Raw genomic sequence first — 19268 nt, forward strand, 5'->3', positions numbered from 1 at the left:
AAGGTAATTACTAGAGTTCTTAGCACCTTAATTAGATGCACATAGCATAGTTATATAGTTACTTAAGAACTAAAAGGATTAACAACTTCTAGTCCACTGATCCTAAAGTCTTGCTCATTACGCGTAACCAATTTTAAGTTATGTGTTAAAGCTGTAGCAGCTATTAATCCATCAATAGCAAGTAAAGTTTGTTTAGACATTGCTAATATGCCCCCACTTTTCAGCTACTCTTACATCAATTGGTAAAAGGTTAGTACCAAACCATATTGGCAATGAGTTTTCTAGCTATTTAATAATATTATTTTTTTAGCTCCTTCAGGAAGCTTTTCTATTCCTTTTTTGATTTCACCTATGGTCAAAACGCTTATATATAACAATTCGTTATCTATGCCATGTAGCCAATTTATAACGTTTGAATTAGGTTTAGATTTAATCGTTTCAGTCAGATATAATATTAGTATCAAGCAAATAACTCATAAATCTCTATCTTCAGATTTATCACGCTCTACGGTAAACTCTACATCCTTGAGAGGAGAATTTTGCATAAGATCAGTAAGAGCAGGTTTTTTACCTAAAAGTTTTTCATATTCTTTTTTATATAATAATATAGCCTCTTCTTTACCTCTGATTGTTAAAATTTGAGGACCTGCTGAAAGACATAAACGTACCATTTCACTTAAGTGAGCTTTGGCTTCTTGCAACTGCCAGATATTCATCTGTAATTCTACCTTTTATATATAGCTAGTCAAACTAGTTTAGAGCTATTTTACTTATTGTCAATAAAACGGCTGAGGAAACTTTATTTATAATCCTACCATAGAAGTGGGGTTATCCTTAATTAAAGAATTATCTCTAGTATAGACTTGAAGCATTTGTACAGTTTTATGCCTAGAATGTTTCATAATGATGTGGTCTGGTATGGAATGTTTGGCAGCAGTAGTAATAAATCCACTTCGTAGTGAATGTCCTGCAAAATCTGCAGCATTAAGCCCAATGGCTTCTAGACGTTTTTTTAAAATTCTAGCGATATCCCGATCAGATAATCTCTTATTACTTATAACATCTTTTTTATTAATAGAAGTAAAAACAGGCTGATTATGAGAAGAGATTTTATGCCACTCTTTCAAATTTCTAACAGGACATAATTCTTGATTATTGCCATAAAGAATGGCTATTTTCTGTCCTTCACCAAATTGGTCAGTTTTACTCTTATTGATAAGTACTGTGATTCCTTCATCTATAAAACTTATATCTTGCCAGTTTAGGGCCACAATTTCGGATCTACGCATGGCAGATGCCCAGCCAAAACTGATTAAAGCTTTATCTCTGATAGCTATATTGGTAGAGGCAGTATTAATATTAGCAATAATTTCACGTAGACTTCTAAGTAATAAAGGAGTTTTGCCTTTTTTAGCTATTCCATTACTACGCTTAATGCCATTAAATACTATTTTGAAGTCTCTATCTTTAAGGTTAAGAAGATGATTGCTAAGAAAATGAATATAATTAATAGCATAAATTTTACGTTCTATAGTGGAAACTTTATAATCTTGTCCAGCTAAATCAGTAATATAAATGATCAGAGTATTAATATGACAGGGTAATGCACTTAAGTTATTTATGGTGCACCACTTTTCAAACAATTGCCAGTCTTTGTGATAGCCTATCAAGGTTAATTGAGCATGGGAACGTATGGCATAATCCTTAGCTTTGTTAATTAAATCTATATGCTTGCTTAAGGATTGTTCTTCTGAATTAAACCGAGTTAAACTATTATTCATAAAAAACCTTTTTTAGAAAAAATCTAATCATAACAATAAAAATAATGTCCGACAAGTAAATTTGTCGGACATTACATTGCAAACCTAATATTTTAGGTAATTAATTTTATTTGTACATAAATAACTAAACAACTTTACTTTTTTAAGATTCATTACTATAATAGTTTATATTACTTTATTGTTGAGTAAAGAATTATACAATATGCATACAGGATCAGTAAAAATTACCAGTAAAGGTCAAGTAACCCTGCCAAAAATAATAAGGGATTTTATAAGTAGCGACGTTATTACTTTTGATATCATAGACGATCAGGTAATAATAAAGCCTGTTAGAAATGTTGCAGGTTCGCTTAAGAAATATAATAAAACCATTGAATCATTTCAAAAAATAAGAGCAAAAGCTTGGCAAGATTCGATAGGTAAAAAGAGTGACCAATAAGATAATCCTATATGATACCAATATAATAATACGATATTTAATGGGTGATCATCAGGAATACAGCCCAAATGCAGTTAAGTTATTTGAAGATGTACAAATTGGCAATAAACAAATTATTATATTAGAAACTATACTAACTGAGTGTGTTTTTATTCTTTCTTCAGTATATAAAGTCCCTAAACAGGACATATATGATAGTTTATCAGGATTACTTCTTTATAAAGGTGTTGTCAATATAGATAAAGAAACATTGCTTGAAGGACTGAAAATATATAATTCTAGAAATTTACATATAGTAGATTCTATATTAATAGCAAAAGCATTAATTTCAGGATGTGAAATTTATAGTTTCGACCAGAAACTCAATAAAGAATTTGAATTGTTATATAACCAGCGATAGAGAAATTGATTCATAGTGCTTAAGTTAAATTAAAATAAATAAGATATTCTTAAATATTGCTATAAGAGTAAGATATTCAATAATTTTCCTTTCATATTTATATATGTAATGTATATATAGTTTATATACACTGTTTACATATATTACCTCTTAATTTATAATAGAATGTACAATATAAATATGAAAGGAAAATATTTATGTATGATTCACTTATTACAAGTAAAGGACAAACTACTATTCCTAGTGAATTACGTGCACAGCTTAATTTAAAGCCAGGAGATAGAATTAATTATATTATGCATGGAGATTATGTAATGATCGTACCGGCTAATAAATCTCTAAAATCTTTAAAGGGTATTTTGCCTAAACCAAGCAAATCTCTTTCTTTAGAAGAAATGGATGCGGTTATTAAGGATAGAATTTATGATAGGAATTGATACGAATGTTTTAGTACGTTATCTAACGCAAGATGACGAAACCCAATCTCAATTGGCCAATCAATTACTTGAATATCATATTGCAGAAAAAAACTATATTTTTTTGAATAATATAGTACTTTGTGAATTAATATGGGTATTAGAAAAGGGTTATAAATATAATAGGTCTATTATTTCTTCTACTGTTCGGCATCTGCTTTCAATAAAAGAATTTAGGTTTGAAAATTTAGATATTTTATGGGCTACTTTGGAAGATTATGAAGAATCTAAAGGGGATTTTTCTGATTTATTAATTGGTATAATAAATGTTCAAATATATGATTGTGATACTACCATAACTTTTGATAAACAAGCGGCAACTAGTTCTTTATTCCAAATAATAGAGTAAATATAAAATTACAATATTTTTTATTAATATATATTATTATATATTGTACATATATTTTTATATGTACAATTTTACTTATTTGACAATAATATATAATATGGTTATTATATTTAATATAGTTAAAGTTCCTATTTAATACTTGAAATGTAATTTATGCAAGAAAATTCTTTATTACCTATGACACATTATCGTACTTCAGTATATGCTAATGGCAGAATTAGTATACCAGCTCCATTACGTAAAGCTATTGCACTTAATGAGGGAGATGAATTAGTATTATCTCTTAAAGATGGAATAATTTATCTTGAGCCACTTACGCAAGTAATTAGTGATGCTCAAAATCTGGTAGCCGCATATTTTACAGAAGATGAAAATTTAAATCGTGAGCTGGAAGAAATGCGTCTTTCTGAAACTAAATTAGAAGGCTTGAAAGAGAAAAAAAGTGAATAATTATATTCTAGATTCTTCTGCGCTTATAGCTCTGATTAGAAAAGAATCTGGTGCAGAAATAGTAGCTAGATATCTTAAAGAATCGATCATCTCTAGTGTAAATTTTTCTGAAGTCGTCGCAATACTTGCCAGAAAAATTCCCAAAGATATTATTGTAGATTTATTAAGTAAATTAGTATCAGAAATTGTACTATTTGATGAGTTACAAGCTATAGAAGCAGGCATGCTTTACCCTCAAACCAAAGCATATGGACTCTCACTTGGAGATAGAGCTTGTATAGCACTAGCTATAAACAAGGGATTACCAGTACTTACAGCAGATACTAGCTGGTCATCTTTAAATTTAGGTATAAACATTATCAATATTAGATTGACACAGTAAGGTATAACCAAGGCAATTACCAACTAAATTACTAACATCTCTATCCACAAAATCAGTGGATAAGATTCTAGAATATATTAAATCCTAGCTTGTCCCTTACCCTAATTAGATTTTTTTCGAGTAATAGATATTATGATATTTATATCCCCACATCCTAACATACCTCTCTAACTTCCTTGCCTAATATACTTAAATTAATACTAGGGTTCTTAACATCTAATTGTTATAAATCATCTGACTATGTATAAAACAAGATAACCACTGATAGTAAATTAAGTTGTATTTGAGACTAGACAGATAGAGCAAGGCCTATTTATTTGGTCATACTCGTGAAAACTGGTATCTATTACCATTATTGCTCGATACCCATTTTATTTAATTATAATATTTATTATGCATATATTGAAAACTAATTAATGATAGTTATATTAGAATAATTGTTAATATATGGTAATCAGCTTTTATGATAAAAAAATTTGAAATTTTATTTGAAAAAGGACTATTTACATGCAGATGGCTTATGGCACCTTTTTATATAGGATTAGTAAGCGCTTTATTAATTTTATTATATAACTTTGGATTAGAATTAATCCATAGCTTTAGCAATATAACTAAATTTGCCGCCAATGATGCTATTTTATCTGTACTTTCATTGATAGATTTGTCTCTAGTTGGTAATTTATTGCTCATTGTAATTTTTTCAGGGTATGAAAATTTTGTATCCAAAATTGACATAGGAGAACATGAAGATAAACCAGGATGGATGGGTGCTGTAGATTTTTCAACTCTCAAATTAAAACTTGTTGCCTCAATAATTGCAATTTCAGGTATTCATTTATTGAAGGGTTTTATGAATATTAATAATTACCCTACTGAAAATATTAAATGGATGATAATAATACATGTAGTTTTTGTGCTATCTGGAGTTATGCTAGCTACAATGGATTTTATTGCAAGTAAGACTAGAAAACTTAAGAAGTAAGTGATATATAGCAAATTAACTTGTTATTTATAGTTTTTTATTTGAATTGGGTGGGCTGTTGTTCATCACTCTCCTTATCTTCTGGAAACGTTGCTTCTATAAAATCTTTTACTATTTTTTGCTCATCTATTATCATGCTAATACAGTATCAAGATCATATTTTTTACTCTTTATTATTTCATATCATAGATTTTAGTTATAATGCATCATAAGGCTTGATAAAAGTCCCCCGCGGGGGACTAATATACAATTATGCTTCTATACATTCTTTTTCTTTAACTAAGTTAATTTTCACTTGTTTTATAGAACTATTATATTGCTTCCAAGCACACAGTAACTGATCAGCATATTCATTTTCTATTCTGGTTCTTACAAAACTATTATTTCTTACTATAAGCTCCACAACATTTTCTCTAATATCAGAAAACTCTAATTTGCTAATCCAACTTATAAAATTTGGTTTATCTATTTTTTGCTTTAATATATTCCAAACTGCTTTCCATCCTTCATGGATAATATTATTTTCTATAGCATCAAGATCTGTAATTATCTTTTGAGATTGATTTAAATTACTATACTCACTCTTATCTTGAGGTTCCCATTTTTCTGTAATAGCTTTTTTTACAATTGCTTTACAATTTTTAATTTTTTTATCACTCATATACTCTTTTACTGCGTCAATAGCATTTTTTAAAATTTGATCATCAACATTTTGGCATAGAGAATTTGTATAGCTTTTCGGCAGATGAAATTCTTGCTGAAGCTGTTTAATATAAACATTCTCTGTTACATCTTTTTCTTCTGGATGCTCTAACGCAAATATTTGGTTTTCTGAAATACTGCTTTCTAATAATTCTTCTTTTTTGTGTACTACAAAAGATAAATACATAATCTTTCTATCTTTTCTACGATAACTTACATCTACGTTAATATCTCCTAATTTATTTATTTCTTTTAATGCTGAAGATAGCACTTTTTGATTCAGTTTTCTAAAATCATTATAATATTCTTCTTCTGCCCCTAAAATTTTTCTAATATTATTTACTGTAACCCATTCAGTAGTTATTTTTGGCCTTTTCTCCACACATAAATATTCCGTTAAATATTCCCATAAAGCTAAAGAATATTTACTCCGAAAACGCCCTTGAATCACCATATTAATTCTAGCATAAATAGTAGGATTAGCTAGCATCTCACTAAGCACTGTATCATATCTATAATATAGCACTCCCTCTACTATATCTGCCCCAGAAAGTATTGTTACTATACCCCATCTATTTTTTTTATCTTTAGTCAGGACATTAAATTCTATTTGTTCTCTAACCATAGAACGTATTGCTTCTTTAAGTTCGTCATTAGGATGTGAATTTGAAGACCAGCCAATAGATTTTGATAACTCCAATAATGAAATTTTATGAGTAATATTTTTTCTTAAATTATGAAAAGCATTTTTGAGAAGAATATTAAATAATTTACGAGCAATAAGAGTAGTAGTAGAATTATTAATATGAATTGCAGCTGTATGTTTTATTAACTCATTATTTTGTTCACTACTTTTCATCATTAAACTCAAAAAATTAATCAAGAAACAAACCATAAACATTAAAACAAATGTACCCGTATGTCAATTATCTTTAGGTACAATAAGATCATTTTTCTCTCACAAAATTACTCCTATGAAATGGGTACATTACTATTTTTTGGGTACAATTCGTCTATGAAATGGGTACAATTCGTCTATGAAATGGGTACAATTCGTCTATGAAATGGGTACAATTCAAATGCTGCTTCGAAGCAATTTAGCGCCTTACAAGACCCCCTTTAAATATATTTAAATTATTTAAATATATAAAACACACACTATTACTTACTGTAGGTAAAGTAGACTCTAAAGAGAAAATTTTTAAATTTTTTAAAATATGTGTGTGTTAAGATATATTTTTTGGAAAGAAAGAGATGATAAATTATCTTAGATGTTTCAATAAACAAAAACAGAATTGATAGTTAGATATTAAATGTGCTTTAAAATGATTTAGGAGAGTTTTTAGAATAGTTATCATCTATAAATAGGGATTTATGCTATGAATAAAAAATTGCTTCTGTAAAGTCTTCTAAACAAGATTTAGTATAAAGAGTTAATTTATAAATCATTAAGGTGAGATATTAGAAATTATTTCTTAAAAAACAATACCACAAATGTAGCCTGTTTAGGTGCTAAGAACCATAGTAAACTTTTTGTTCATTTTGATATGGTAAAAACAAAAAATTTATATGAGGAGATGTTATGTAAAACTAAAATTTTGTATTGGCTTATTTTAAATTTAGTTGATTATACAAAATAACAATATATTATTAGCCTTACTTGTATGAATAATTCATAGCAAAAGTTAGAAAATAAGAGGATATAACATATACAGCAATGGATCAAAATAATCAAAAGAAAGCATTAATTACAGGTATTACTGGTCAAGATGGAGCATATCTTGCAGAATTTTTATTACTTAAGGGATATGAAGTACACGGAATAAAACGTAGATCATCGCTTTTTAATACAGCACGTATAGATCATTTATACCATGATCCTCATGAGCAAAGAATAAATATGCATCTACACCATGCGGATCTGACAGATTCTTCAAGTTTAATCAGAGTTTTACAAAGTGTTCAACCAGATGAGGTTTATAATTTAGCTGCTCAAAGTCACGTAGCGGTATCTTTTGAAGAACCAGAATATACAGCTAATTCAGATGCTATTGGAACTCTTAGACTGCTAGAAGGGATAAGATTGTTAGGGCTTGAGAAAAAAACTAAGTTCTATCAAGCATCTACTTCAGAACTTTATGGGCTTGTTCAAGAAGTGCCTCAAAGAGAAACCACTCCTTTTTATCCTAGATCTCCATATGCTGTTGCTAAATTATATGCTTATTGGATCACTACCAATTATAGAGAAGCATATGATATGTATGCGTGTAATGGTATATTATTCAACCATGAATCACCTCTGCGTGGTGAAACATTTGTAACAAGAAAAATTACTCGTGGACTTGGAAGGATTAAACTAGGCTTACAAGAGAAAATATATATGGGAAATCTCGATGCCAAGAGAGATTGGGGACATGCTAAAGATTATGTAGAAATGCAATGGTTAATGTTACAGCAAGATACACCTGAAGATTTTGTAATAGCAACAGGTGAACAACATTCTGTACGCGAATTTATTGAAATTGCAGGTAAAGAAATAGGTATGAACATAGTATGGGAAGGTAAAGGCATAGAAGAGAAAGGATATGATAGTGTAACAGGTAAATGTATAGTTGCAGTTGACCATAAGTATTTTAGACCTACTGAAGTTGACACTCTGTTAGGCGATGCATCAAAAGCTAAAGCAAAATTAGGTTGGTCACCCAAAATATCTTTTAAGGAATTAGTGAAAGAAATGATACTACATGATTTAAAGGAAGCTGAGCATCAAGCTTTAGCTAAAGAACACGGATTTAAATATTTTAATTATTATGAATAAAATAATACCTGTATATAAACCTTGGCTAAATGGAAACGAGAAGCTATATGTGAATCAGTGTCTAGATTCTTCCTGGATCTCATCTAAAGGAGAGTTTATAGAAAGATTTGAAAAAGAATTTTGCTGTTATACAAAGTCTAATTATGCAACCACTGTTACAAATGGTACTGTAGCTTTGCATCTAGGATTAAAAGCCCTAAATATAGGAATTGGGGATGAAGTAATCGTACCTACCTTAACTTATATTGCATCTATCAATACTATTATTCAAAGTGGAGCTACACCTATATTTGTAGATTCTTTAGAGCATACTTTACAAATGGATTCTAACGATATATTGCGTAAGATAACTCCAAAAACTAAAGCTATAATGGTGGTACATCTTTATGGATTACCTTGTGATATGGCTACAATTACTGTCATTTGTAAGGAAAATAATCTATTAATGATAGAAGATTGCGCTGAAGCGTTTGGTAGTTATTACAGAGGTAAACATGTGGGTACATTTGGTGATATAGGTACTTTTAGCTTTTTTGGAAATAAAACTATTACTACTGGAGAAGGTGGAATGGTTATAAGCCAGAATAAAGCTATTATAGAACGAGCAAAGCATTTAAAAGCACAAGGAGTATCAAAAGAAATAGAATATTGGCATGATGAAAAAGCTTATAATTATCGTATGACAAATATTTGTGCTGCGATAGGACTAGCGCAGCTAGAGAGAGCAGATGAGATTATAAGAAATAAGAAGAAGATTGCTGATTGGTATAGAGAAAACTTGACTTCTTTGCCTTTAAGATTTCATGATGAAATTCCTGGTACTACCCACTCTTTTTGGATGTGTACAATTATTTTAGATTCAGAACAGGACAGAGATTCTTTAAGAAAGTATCTTCAAGGGTCTGATATCGAAACACGTCCTTTATTTCCTCCTGCCCATACTCTACCATATATAAAAACTAACCAGCATTTCACAGTTGCTGAATCTCTTAGTAAACGAGGAGTAAATTTGCCAAGTTATCCTGAATTATTGGAAGAAGATGTAATAAATATCTGTGATTACATTAGACAATTTTTAAAAAATAAAAAATACTAAAGAATATATCATGGATCAGATCTGTTCCTTAAAATTAAAGAAATTTAAATAATAATATGAATTAAATGCAAAAGGATTACCAAAATGAAAAACAGGCTATGCTTTTTGCAAATTGCTCGTGGTATAGCCTGCTTATTAATAGTTTATATACATTGGCTTAGATTTCTACATAATCCAAATGGTAGCGCTGATATAGTGTTCCAACCTGCGATAGAAGGATATATAGCACCATCAATTACTACACAAATAATGGAATTAAAGAATAAAATTTTGCCGTTTGATTTTCGAGAAGTCTATTTTGGACTTGGACTTTTTTTTCTTATTAGCGGTTTTGTTATACCACTTTCCATGGAAAAGGGGACACAAATAGAATTTTTGATTAGGAGAATCCTGAGAATTTATCCAGTAGTTATTATTACTACTATAATGACATCTATTATTTTATTTTTATCGCAGCGATATTATAATTCTGATTTTTCAGTTGTTAATTGGATTAAAACAACATTTGGAAATATGTTTTTAGTTAGAGATGTTTTACACTATCAATTTGTTGATCCTTCATTATGGACGCTAGAAATAGAAATACATTTTTATATACTATGTTTTTTTATGGGGTTTGTATCACTTCATAAAAAAGCAACATGCTTAGTTACTATTGCTTTTTTGTTTTGTATCGCAGCCTATTTTGGAAAACTCTTTCAAACCTCCAAAATGCTGGAAATTTTTGGACATAATGGTTCATTTATTACGCTAATGCTTATTGGAACCTCATTGTTTAATTGCAAATATCATGGATGGAGTTTCAAGAAGACTGCTTTAGTAATTTCGGTTTTGTTTATTACAAATAAATATTGTTTATCTCATAATTTTGAAATTATTACTGCAGATTATATATTTGCTAATCACGTTTACGTATTTTTATTTTTTTTAGTCCTACTATTTACAGAAGAAAAAATTCCGTATTCAAAGACACTGGAGTCATTAGCCAATATTTCATATCCACTCTATCTAGTACACGGTGTTGGTGCATATTCTATATTTTTTTTAATAGTAAGAGTTACTAACTCAGTCTTAGCTGGATTTTTAATATCGATGATCGAAATAGCCATAATTACTTATTTAATACACATTTATGTAGAAAATAAAGGAGTAGCATATAGTAAAAAATTAATTTATAAATTATTAAGGAAATGAGATATTTACTATATAAAAAATATAATATGTTTTTCACCTCTCCATTACGGCCCTCCCTAGGGGAGAGGTGAAAAAAGTAATTATTTTTTCTTGTCCCGGATAAGAATACTTTTGCGGTAATGACAAAGAAGAATATATCTCATATATATAGCGAATAGCTAACTGAGTATACAAATTCAAATGGTTTTATTATAGTATTAATGACCCGGAGATTAAGCTAAATTCAACGGGTCATTAATGAGTTGGTTATACTAATAACGCTACTTCTAACTTAGATGGTTGGCCAATATGATCTATCATTACGCTGACTTGTAAATTTGTTTCTGAAGCGTAACCTATATAATGATAGACTACATAATTTTCACCGACAAATTCCTGAAAAGCTTTATATTCATGTTCTTTCCAACCAGGATAGTTCCAATATTCATCAAAAGCAATTACTGTACCAGGCTGAATCCTATCAGCTAATTTATCTAATACGTATTTTGTTGAGCTATATAAATCTGCATCTAAATGCAGAAAGCGTACATTATCTTTATAAAGTTCAAGGAATTGAGGAAGGGTTTCATTAAAAAAACCTTTATGTAATTTTACATTTTTCTCAACAGCGGGTAGATTTCCATTTAAGGAGAAATATCCAGCCGGCCAACAGTACCAAGCCTCAGGAAGGCCATAGAAAGAATCGAATCCATGAAAAATACTATAAGGCTCTTGTTGAGCCAAATAATTTATAGATGATCCACCAGCAGTTCCGAATTCTAAATTTAATCCTGGTTTATGTGCCATAGAGAGATCAAATTTTAATAATGATGGCCAATTAAAAAAGTCTCTAGCAGTTGTTAGATTACTTAATAAATATTCCTGTGTACCGTGCATGAAGGGCATTTCAATTTCTCCTACTAAATTTGTATTATACAAAAACCATAATTATTTATTCAATTGATATCAAAATACTATTGACTTGTATTACATAAAACTGTTATCTAACAGCCTAGCTTTGTAATATAACGCTGTCAATATTCGCTTAAATAATAAGATAAATTATGACCCATGAAAAATTAAAGATATTGTTTTTAGGTGCTGGGAAATTATTAAGTTTATTAGAATATTTTATCAAAGCTGGGCAGAAACAGTCAATAGAACTAGAATTCTTTAGTTTTGAATTAGATGAATTTTGTCCGATTGGTAAAGTAGCTAACGTAATAAAATCTCCTAAATTTAATGATATCAATTTTAAAAAATTTTTAATATCTTTTATTGTAGAAAATAAGATAGATATTGTTATCCCAACAATGGATAGTGCAACTGTTGTTTTGTCATCGATTAAAAAAGAGCTTAAAGATTTAGGATGTATGGCTGTAGTTTCAGAGTATAATTTATGCTATATCATGAATGATAAAATACTTTCTGAACACTGGTTTAAAGAAAACGATATAAATCACCCTATAAACAGTACTAGCTTTCCTAAAATTGCTAAACCGAAACTTGGATATGCTGCAAAAGGTATTTCATATATTAAAAATCAAGAAGATTTACAGATATTTAGTCAAAGAGTTGATTTGGATGAATATTTAATTCAAGACTTTATTGATAGTGATGAATATACGGTAGACGCTTATGTAGATAATGATGGTAATATAATCGATATACTTACAAGACAGCGTATAGAAATAGAAGCTGGAATAGTGAATAAATCTATATCAAGGAAAAATGATTCCATTATTGATATTACAAAAACAATACTTAGTATTCCTGGTTGGTTTGGCCCTATTACATTACAGTTTTTTTGTAGTAAGAATAACCCTATAATTATAGAAATAAACCCGAGGTTTGGTGGCGGAGTGACTCACTCATTATATTGTGGGCTTGATATGCCTACGTGGATTATAAACGAATTTTTTAGTAAATCTATTGAGCATATTCCTTATAATTGGAAGGCAGGAGTATTAATGACAAGATGTAGGAGAGATATATTTTATGATCATTGCCATTGACATGGACGGAGTATTATGTTCTGAAGAGAAAACATTTTCCAGAAGTTTAGCTAAACCTATAGTTGGGGCTGCTGAATCTTTACGCAAAATTAGAAAAGAAGGACATAAGGTAATCATCTATAGTGCACGTAGCTGGGCAGAGCTAGAAATGACTCAAAAATGGTTAGAAGATAATGGTTTTGAGTATGATGGTATTCACTTAGGGAAAATTACTGTCGATTGTTTTATCGATGATAGAGCCTTAGGATTTAAAAATTGGGAAGACACATTAGATTTAATAAAGAATTTTAAAAAGGACAATTGATAGAAATTTTATAGCATGTTAGTTGAGATATTATGACCAATACCTTAAGCAAGAAAAATAATACAGAAGTTACAATTTTGCTTCCATTACCACCTACTGCTGGTTGGAAAGGAGAAGGGATTGCAGAAACTATAGAAAACATAATCAAAAATACAAGTACAATTACTTACCATCTTATAGTTGGTAGACATTTAATAAATGAAATTTCCACAGGAGAATTAAGTGAAAAAATAAAGGCTCAAACCTTAACTTTAACACCTGTGGGGTGGTATTCAAAAAAAATAGATTTAAAAACAAGTAGAATAGTTAAAAGACTAAGTTTAATATTGTTTAAAATATCCTTTTGGGCTTTTTTATTAAAAGCATTTATTAAATATATATTCTCTGCTCCTAAAGCTGAAACTATCTGGATTCCTATTCCTATGTTTGGAATTTTTGGTAAATTATTTGCAAAGAAATTAATAATTTCTTTTTGGGATCCATTTGTTTTTGAATATAGTGGTTTTGATGCTATGCAAAAAATTATGTGTCTTTCTTACATGAAAGCAGGCTTAAAAACTGCTGATGTGATTATTACTCAATCATTAATAAATAGAAATTTTCTAGTTGATTTTCTAAATATAGATAAAGAGAAAGTAAACTTAGTGAAGAATGGTTCACCGGATTACAGTAATTTTATTATAGATAAAAATATTACTATAGATAATATCAAAACTTACTGGAATACAGGGCACCAAGACAATACAGATAATAGAAACTATTTAACAAACTTATTATTATTTGCATTTAAAAAAGCGAATCTTGCTGTTATACGACAAGAATTGAACAAATGCATTTTACATAGGTTAATTACTAAAGCTTCACATAAAGAGTCTAAAATAATAATTATATCTACACAGTACCGTCCTTATAAAGGTTTTGGCAGCCTCTTCAAAGTATTGAATAAAATTATAGAAAATTATAGTGATTCTTTTGACTTCAAGTTTATTTTTACCGGTTTTGTTCCTGAAGGGTTTTTTAGAGAGTATCCCTGGGCTTATGGGTGTATTTTTGAAATGAATAGAGTAACAACTGAACAACATGCTTATATATATGCTATCTCTGATTTAGCGGTGCATCCGAGTTTTGTTGAGGGAGGACTAGGAACTTATCCAATGTTTGAATCAGCTTCTGTGGGAGTACCCTCATTATCTCATATAGGAAGGCATATGCTAGAACTAGAAGATGATTGTAATAAGTCATTAGAAATTATGTGTATTGACTTACTTACTTTAGATAAGGCAGTAGAAACTATTATGAATATGCTTACTAATGCAAGCTTAAGAAGTAAAAATATTGAGTTGATCAATTCAATAAAAATTAACTGGCAAGATATAGGTAATAAATATACTGAATTATTTAAAAGAGTTACTGATGTTGCATGATTTTTATGAAGGAATAATTCAATGGAGAATAATACATATATTAGGTTTATCTACTCTAAGAGGTAGATTTGCTAGGTCTAAGTTAGGTCAAGTATGGCTTTCAATTTCTATGTTCATTAATATGTGTATAATAGGAGTGATATGGTCTTTAATTTGGAAAATACCTGTAGCTAAATATTTACCATATGTAGGAATTGGCCATTTTATTTATATGTTTGCTGCGCAAACAGTTAATGAAAGTACAGGTGTTTTTGTAGCAAATGCTAGACTATATATTAATCAAAAATTACCTTTATCTCTATCTATTTTTGCACATATTTACAAAAATATCATTATCTTCTTATATAATATTCCAATAATAATTGGGCTATTTTTATGGTCACCTTATACCAGCTTAAATCTTGATATATATTTTATACCTGGTGTTATTTTAACTCTCCTTTTTCTAGTATTCGTGTCTTATACACTTGCAATGCTATGCGTACGATTGAGAGACCTTATACAAATAATAAATATTATAATGCAATCTGTGTTCTTACTCACGCCTATAATGTGGGAAACTAACACAATACCTGAAAAATATATAAACTATCTATACGTCAATCCTTTTGCTGCCATATTAGACATATGGAGAACCCCTCTTCTAGGAGGTTCTACATTATACTTATCATATCTTTCTTTGTTTATTTGGGTAATAGTTTTGATATTTATATCATTTTTAGTAAATAAAAAGTTCTCTAAAAATATTGTATTTTGGATGTAATTAACTATGATTATTCTTGAAAATGTATCTCTGGATTACCCTATTTTAGATATTGGCTCTCATTCATTACAAGTAGCCCTTACTCAGAAGGTTAAAGGTCTTATTGGTGGAAAAATAGGCTACTCTTCTAACAAAGCATGTGTTAAAGCTATAGATGAAATATCACTAGAGATAAAAGATGGCCAAAGAATAGGTATAATTGGTCATAATGGCTCAGGTAAAACAAGTTTATTACGTTTGATGTCAGGTATATATAGCCCTACCCAAGGTAACATCTTTATAAAAGGTAAAATACAATCTTTAACTGATTTTTCTTTAGGCATGGATCCTGATGTAAGTGGGATCAAAAATATTATATTTAGGCTTGTTTTCATGGGTTATACATATACTAAAGCAAAACAAGCTATAGAAGAGATTGTTAATTTTTCAGAACTTACTGAATTTATACATTTGCCTATGCGCACCTATTCTACTGGAATGTTTTTAAGGTTAGCATTTGCTATATCAACTCATCTACCTCCAGATATTTTGATCTTAGATGAAGTAATCGGTGCAGGTGATGAATCTTTTAAACAAAAAGCATTAGCACGGCTGGATTATTTATTTACTAAATCTAGAATAGTAATACTTTCTTCGCATGATTTAGGAGCTGTACAGAAATATTGTAGTCATGTAATACTATTAAATAAAGGCAAAATAATTGCTAAAGGATCACCTGAAGAAGTTATTGAAGCATATTTAAAGCAATCATCTTTTGCAAAAACCTCTATACAATAATAAAATTGTATATTATAAGAAGATAGGAGCTATACAAATTTTTATAAATAGGTTACGTATGATATTCAAAATATTTTTAGCAGTTATGTTATGTATCTCTATGTCCGAAGCTTCTGAATATAAAAATTTGTATATTTATAATGGTTCATCTTATTTACCTGCAGAAAAAATAGAAGCAAATCCTCCCCCTATTTTTGCTGAACAATATGGCCAATTCGGAGATGATATTGCGTTAGTAGGCATTTTAAAAGAATTAGGCCTAATGATAAACTTATTTGTGGAGTTGTAACTGATAAGAAATCAGGAAAAGAAAATTTTTATGTTAACTATCATAAGAATTTAAGTTCTCTCATAGAAGTCCAAGCAGAAAAAATGCAGAGTATGGCTCAAGCTAGTAAAAATATCAAAACAATAGAGGTTGAGGCCTATAATATAAATGAGATACTAAATGATAATTTTCCTCATGGTATAGATTTACTTTCTACTGATATAGAAGGATATGATCTTCAAATACTTTCTGCAGTGAATTATCAAAAATTTAGACCTAAAGTTATTAAGAAGCCATAAATATCTTCCTGTATGGACTAATGGAATAAACACTATATTTGTAGACTATAATCTTCTTAAGCTATAAGATAGGTATTTAGGCTAATTTAACTATAGTAAAAACATTTTTAAGAAGTCCCCCGCGGGGGACTTTTATAATTTAGGTAGGTGCTAAGAACCCTAGGATCGAGCAAAGAAAATCTGAAGCATTTGGTTTAAACGATTAATATTTATCTGTTCTTCATTAAACATCGTCATTACCTTTTTAGAGAAAATAATAGAAGCAGGGATGTTATTCTCTTCCTTTATAGTATATAGATGTTCTCCATCTGGATTAAAAATTTTATTACTACCAACTTCTTTTGCAGGGATAGCTTGAATTTTTTTCTCAACTAAAAGCTGTAATTTTTCCTGTCCTATGTCACCATTTCTGAGCTTATCAGCAAGAGAGATGATAGCTTCTGTATAGTTACTACCTTTGCTACTTAATTGTTTGATTTGTTCTGCTGTTCTGCTACTTATTTTTGACATATCCTGAATTTGAGAGGTAATTTCAACCGGTATTTTTGCAAAAGAAAGCAGCCGTGAAATTTGCTGTTTGCTAATGCCTAGTTTTTCAGCAAGATCTTTTGGGGTAATAATATTATTATCAATTAATTTACTATAGCTCATACCACGTGCATAATCAGATAAATCTTTACGATTATAATTTTCTGATGCTTGAATAATGGCAGCCTCCTGATCACTGAGCTTTTTAACAATAACTTTTAACTTCAGGCCGGCTACTTTAGCTGCATGCCATCTTCTCTCACCTACAATGAGTTCATATTTATATTGGTTATTTATTGATAATTCTCTCACTATACAGGGCTGTTGCTGACCAATTTCTTTAAATTCGGATGCTAACCCTTCTATATCACCTAATTCACCTTCTGGACGATCATGAAATTCCCAATTTTTGATAATACTACAGTCCACTTCAAGAATAGTATCAACGTTAGTCATAGTAATTTGTTTCTGCTTTTTCTCGTTTTGGATTTCATTAAATAATTTTTCAGCTTCTCTGATATCTTTAATAATTCCTTGCATAAATTTATCTTTGGATTTCTCCATGTCAGGAGAGATACTATTACCATCAATATTCCAAGGCCTGTATTCTCTTTTCTTAAAAGATTTAGAAGATTGATTATTTTTGATTTCATCGATTTTAGGCATAATGATTTACATCCTATTTTTCTTTTTTGAATCTATATTAATATTAAGCAATTCTCTTGTTAAAGCATCAAAATCGTCGCGTACCAAAGAATTCTTAAGCGCACTAAACATATTACATTCCATATCGGTAATATTTGGTATTTCTTGAGTATGGCGTATTGCTGTAGTGAGAGCATTCCCCGAATTAATTTCAGCCGCAATAGTAGTTTGAATGGCTTTATCAGAAAGTATTGTATTACCATTATACTTATTTAGGAAGACCTTATATTCTATATTTTGTTCGTATTGATTATTAATATTATATAATTCGGTTTTTAAGATCTTTAATCCTTTGGCACTAAATTTATCAGGATTTAACGGTACTACCAGCGAATCAGAATATAAAGTAGCAGCTGTCACTGAATGACCCATCATAGGAGGACAATCAATAAAAATAAAATCATAATCATTTTCTATAGGCGCTAAAATATGCCTTAATATTTTATCTAAAGGGGCCTTGCTCATAGCAAGTTTACTATCCAAAATAACATTTTCAATTCTACTAGGTAATAAATCAATACCCTCTTCAACATTAATAATAGCTTCCTTTAGGGTTGCTTCCTTATTTATAATATCAATTAAAACAGGTGACTCATACGGATCATACGCAAAAGCATCTGTTAGGTTTCCTTGAGGATCTAAATCAATAGCTAAAATTTTTGCACCATATAAACTTGCAGCACAGCTAATATTATGCAAACTAGTTGTTTTCCCAGTTCCACCTTTCACTATTTGAAAAGCAATTTTCTGCTGTTTAAAATCTATATTAAATAATTTTTGTGCAATAGCATGAGTTATGTATGATTTATTGGCTAATTTAGGACATTGAACACCTAAGCTCTTAAGCTGTTTATGTAATCCTTGTAAAGTTATACCAAGTAACTCTGCCACATAAGTGGCTGCTAATTTTGGTTGTCTGATGGTAGTTACTTCTTGAGATAATTTATGCAGTTGATTCATCGGAGTCATATTTATTAGTTGATTTAAAATCATGATTTTAGATAATTTGATCAACTATGTCAACTTTCTCTGGTGATGAGGTTCTTATTTATAATCAATAATAGTATGAATAAGCTTTTTCTTATAATTATTATAAGCGCATTAACTTAGTCCCCCGCGGGGGACTTTCGATTTTTT

23 protein-coding genes are annotated in these 19268 nt (G+C 29.6%); 17 read left to right on the forward strand and 6 right to left on the reverse strand.

Annotation, left to right across the window (positions count from 1 at the left end; all coding sequences use genetic code 11):
- Window positions 1-473 precede the first annotated feature (473 nt).
- Window positions 474-716: a Phd_YefM antitoxin protein gene (locus NOVO_09350; GenBank protein AIL66178.1), complete on the reverse strand. Its 243-nt coding sequence runs from the start codon at window positions 714-716 to the stop codon at window positions 474-476.
- 87 nt (window positions 717-803) lie between these two features.
- Entirely contained in the window at window positions 804-1781 is a 978-nt protein-coding gene (locus NOVO_09355) for a site-specific tyrosine recombinase XerC (GenBank protein AIL66179.1), read from the reverse strand.
- 202 nt (window positions 1782-1983) lie between these two features.
- Between NOVO_09355 and NOVO_09360 the strand changes: the two genes are divergently transcribed.
- From NOVO_09360 to NOVO_09390, 7 genes are all read left to right on the forward strand, one after another.
- Window positions 1984-2220, forward strand: a complete 237-nt coding sequence (locus NOVO_09360; protein AIL66180.1) for a transcriptional regulator, AbrB family — start codon at window positions 1984-1986, stop codon at window positions 2218-2220.
- A gap of 40 nt (window positions 2221-2260) precedes the next feature.
- The gene (locus NOVO_09365) at window positions 2261-2620 is read left to right on the forward strand and encodes a putative nucleic-acid-binding protein, contains PIN domain (GenBank protein AIL66181.1); all 360 of its coding nucleotides are present in this window, start codon (window positions 2261-2263) and stop codon (window positions 2618-2620) included.
- A 197-nt stretch (window positions 2621-2817) separates the two neighbouring features.
- Window positions 2818-3057, forward strand: coding sequence for a transcriptional regulator, AbrB family (locus NOVO_09370; protein AIL66182.1), 240 nt, complete (start codon window positions 2818-2820; stop codon window positions 3055-3057).
- Window positions 3044-3445 carry a twitching motility protein PilT gene (locus NOVO_09375; protein AIL66183.1) on the forward strand — a complete coding sequence of 134 codons (402 nt, stop codon included), beginning with the start codon at window positions 3044-3046 and terminating at the stop codon, window positions 3443-3445. Before NOVO_09370 ends, NOVO_09375 begins: the two co-directional genes overlap by 14 nt.
- Before the next feature lie 153 nt (window positions 3446-3598).
- Window positions 3599-3895, forward strand: a complete 297-nt coding sequence (locus NOVO_09380) for a transcriptional regulator, AbrB family (protein AIL66184.1) — start codon at window positions 3599-3601, stop codon at window positions 3893-3895.
- On the forward strand, window positions 3888-4277 hold the full coding sequence (locus NOVO_09385) for a twitching motility protein PilT (GenBank protein ID AIL66185.1): 390 nt from the start codon (window positions 3888-3890) through the stop codon (window positions 4275-4277). The genes NOVO_09380 and NOVO_09385 overlap by 8 nt, the downstream gene beginning before the upstream one ends.
- Window positions 4278-4740: 463 nt before the next feature.
- Window positions 4741-5259, forward strand: coding sequence for a membrane protein (locus tag NOVO_09390; GenBank protein AIL66186.1), 519 nt, complete (start codon window positions 4741-4743; stop codon window positions 5257-5259).
- 250 nt (window positions 5260-5509) lie between these two features.
- Here the strand turns inward: NOVO_09390 and NOVO_09395 are convergent, their stop codons facing one another.
- Window positions 5510-6820 (reverse strand): replication protein RepB, encoded by a 1311-nt coding sequence (locus tag NOVO_09395; protein AIL66187.1) that lies wholly within the window; start codon window positions 6818-6820, stop codon window positions 5510-5512.
- An 858-nt stretch (window positions 6821-7678) separates the two neighbouring features.
- On the opposite strand from NOVO_09395, the gene gmd reads away from it, so the two are divergent.
- The 3 genes from gmd to NOVO_09410 all read left to right on the forward strand — a co-directional run bounded on the left by gmd (window position 7679) and on the right by NOVO_09410 (window position 11069).
- Window positions 7679-8779, forward strand: a complete 1101-nt coding sequence (gene gmd / locus NOVO_09400; protein AIL66188.1) for a GDP-mannose 4,6-dehydratase — start codon at window positions 7679-7681, stop codon at window positions 8777-8779.
- Window positions 8772-9875 carry a UDP-4-amino-4-deoxy-L-arabinose--oxoglutarate aminotransferase gene (gene arnB_2 / locus NOVO_09405; GenBank protein AIL66189.1) on the forward strand — a complete coding sequence of 368 codons (1104 nt, stop codon included), beginning with the start codon at window positions 8772-8774 and terminating at the stop codon, window positions 9873-9875. The genes gmd and arnB_2 overlap by 8 nt, the downstream gene beginning before the upstream one ends.
- An 84-nt stretch (window positions 9876-9959) precedes the next feature.
- The gene (locus tag NOVO_09410) at window positions 9960-11069 is read left to right on the forward strand and encodes an Acyltransferase family protein (GenBank protein ID AIL66190.1); all 1110 of its coding nucleotides are present in this window, start codon (window positions 9960-9962) and stop codon (window positions 11067-11069) included.
- A gap of 246 nt (window positions 11070-11315) precedes the next feature.
- Here the strand turns inward: NOVO_09410 and NOVO_09415 are convergent, their stop codons facing one another.
- Entirely contained in the window at window positions 11316-11954 is a 639-nt protein-coding gene (locus NOVO_09415) for a methyltransferase (GenBank protein AIL66191.1), read from the reverse strand.
- Between the two features lie 158 nt (window positions 11955-12112).
- Between NOVO_09415 and NOVO_09420 the strand changes: the two genes are divergently transcribed.
- The 7 genes from NOVO_09420 (at window position 12113) to NOVO_09450 (ending at window position 16898) form a co-directional block, all read left to right on the forward strand.
- Window positions 12113-13063 carry a carbamoyl phosphate synthase-like protein gene (locus NOVO_09420; protein ID AIL66192.1) on the forward strand — a complete coding sequence of 317 codons (951 nt, stop codon included), beginning with the start codon at window positions 12113-12115 and terminating at the stop codon, window positions 13061-13063.
- Window positions 13047-13367, forward strand: coding sequence for a Haloacid dehalogenase-like hydrolase (locus NOVO_09425; GenBank protein AIL66193.1), 321 nt, complete (start codon window positions 13047-13049; stop codon window positions 13365-13367). The genes NOVO_09420 and NOVO_09425 overlap by 17 nt, the downstream gene beginning before the upstream one ends.
- Window positions 13368-13399: 32 nt before the next feature.
- Complete coding sequence (locus tag NOVO_09430; GenBank protein AIL66194.1) at window positions 13400-14791, forward strand: Glycosyl transferase, group 1 family protein; 1392 nt, start codon at window positions 13400-13402, stop codon at window positions 14789-14791.
- Window positions 14781-15554: an ABC-2 type sugar transporter gene (locus NOVO_09435; GenBank protein ID AIL66195.1), complete on the forward strand. Its 774-nt coding sequence runs from the start codon at window positions 14781-14783 to the stop codon at window positions 15552-15554. The genes NOVO_09430 and NOVO_09435 overlap by 11 nt, the downstream gene beginning before the upstream one ends.
- A gap of 6 nt (window positions 15555-15560) precedes the next feature.
- Window positions 15561-16331 carry a sugar ABC transporter ATP-binding protein gene (locus NOVO_09440; GenBank protein ID AIL66196.1) on the forward strand — a complete coding sequence of 257 codons (771 nt, stop codon included), beginning with the start codon at window positions 15561-15563 and terminating at the stop codon, window positions 16329-16331.
- A gap of 58 nt (window positions 16332-16389) precedes the next feature.
- Complete coding sequence (locus tag NOVO_09445; GenBank protein AIL66197.1) at window positions 16390-16620, forward strand: hypothetical protein; 231 nt, start codon at window positions 16390-16392, stop codon at window positions 16618-16620.
- Window positions 16621-16703: 83 nt separating this feature from the next.
- Window positions 16704-16898, forward strand: a complete 195-nt coding sequence (locus NOVO_09450) for a hypothetical protein (protein AIL66198.1) — start codon at window positions 16704-16706, stop codon at window positions 16896-16898.
- Window positions 16899-17057: 159 nt separating this feature from the next.
- Here the strand turns inward: NOVO_09450 and parB are convergent, their stop codons facing one another.
- The gene (gene parB / locus NOVO_09455; GenBank protein ID AIL66199.1) at window positions 17058-18092 is read right to left on the reverse strand and encodes a Plasmid partitioning protein ParB; all 1035 of its coding nucleotides are present in this window, start codon (window positions 18090-18092) and stop codon (window positions 17058-17060) included.
- A 6-nt stretch (window positions 18093-18098) separates the two neighbouring features.
- Window positions 18099-19100: a Plasmid partitioning protein ParA gene (gene parA / locus NOVO_09460; GenBank protein ID AIL66200.1), complete on the reverse strand. Its 1002-nt coding sequence runs from the start codon at window positions 19098-19100 to the stop codon at window positions 18099-18101.
- Window positions 19101-19268: the final 168 nt, after the last annotated feature.

The organism is Rickettsiales bacterium Ac37b, from assembly GCA_000746585.2.
Classification (GTDB): Bacteria; Pseudomonadota; Alphaproteobacteria; order Rickettsiales; family Arcanibacteraceae; genus Ac37b.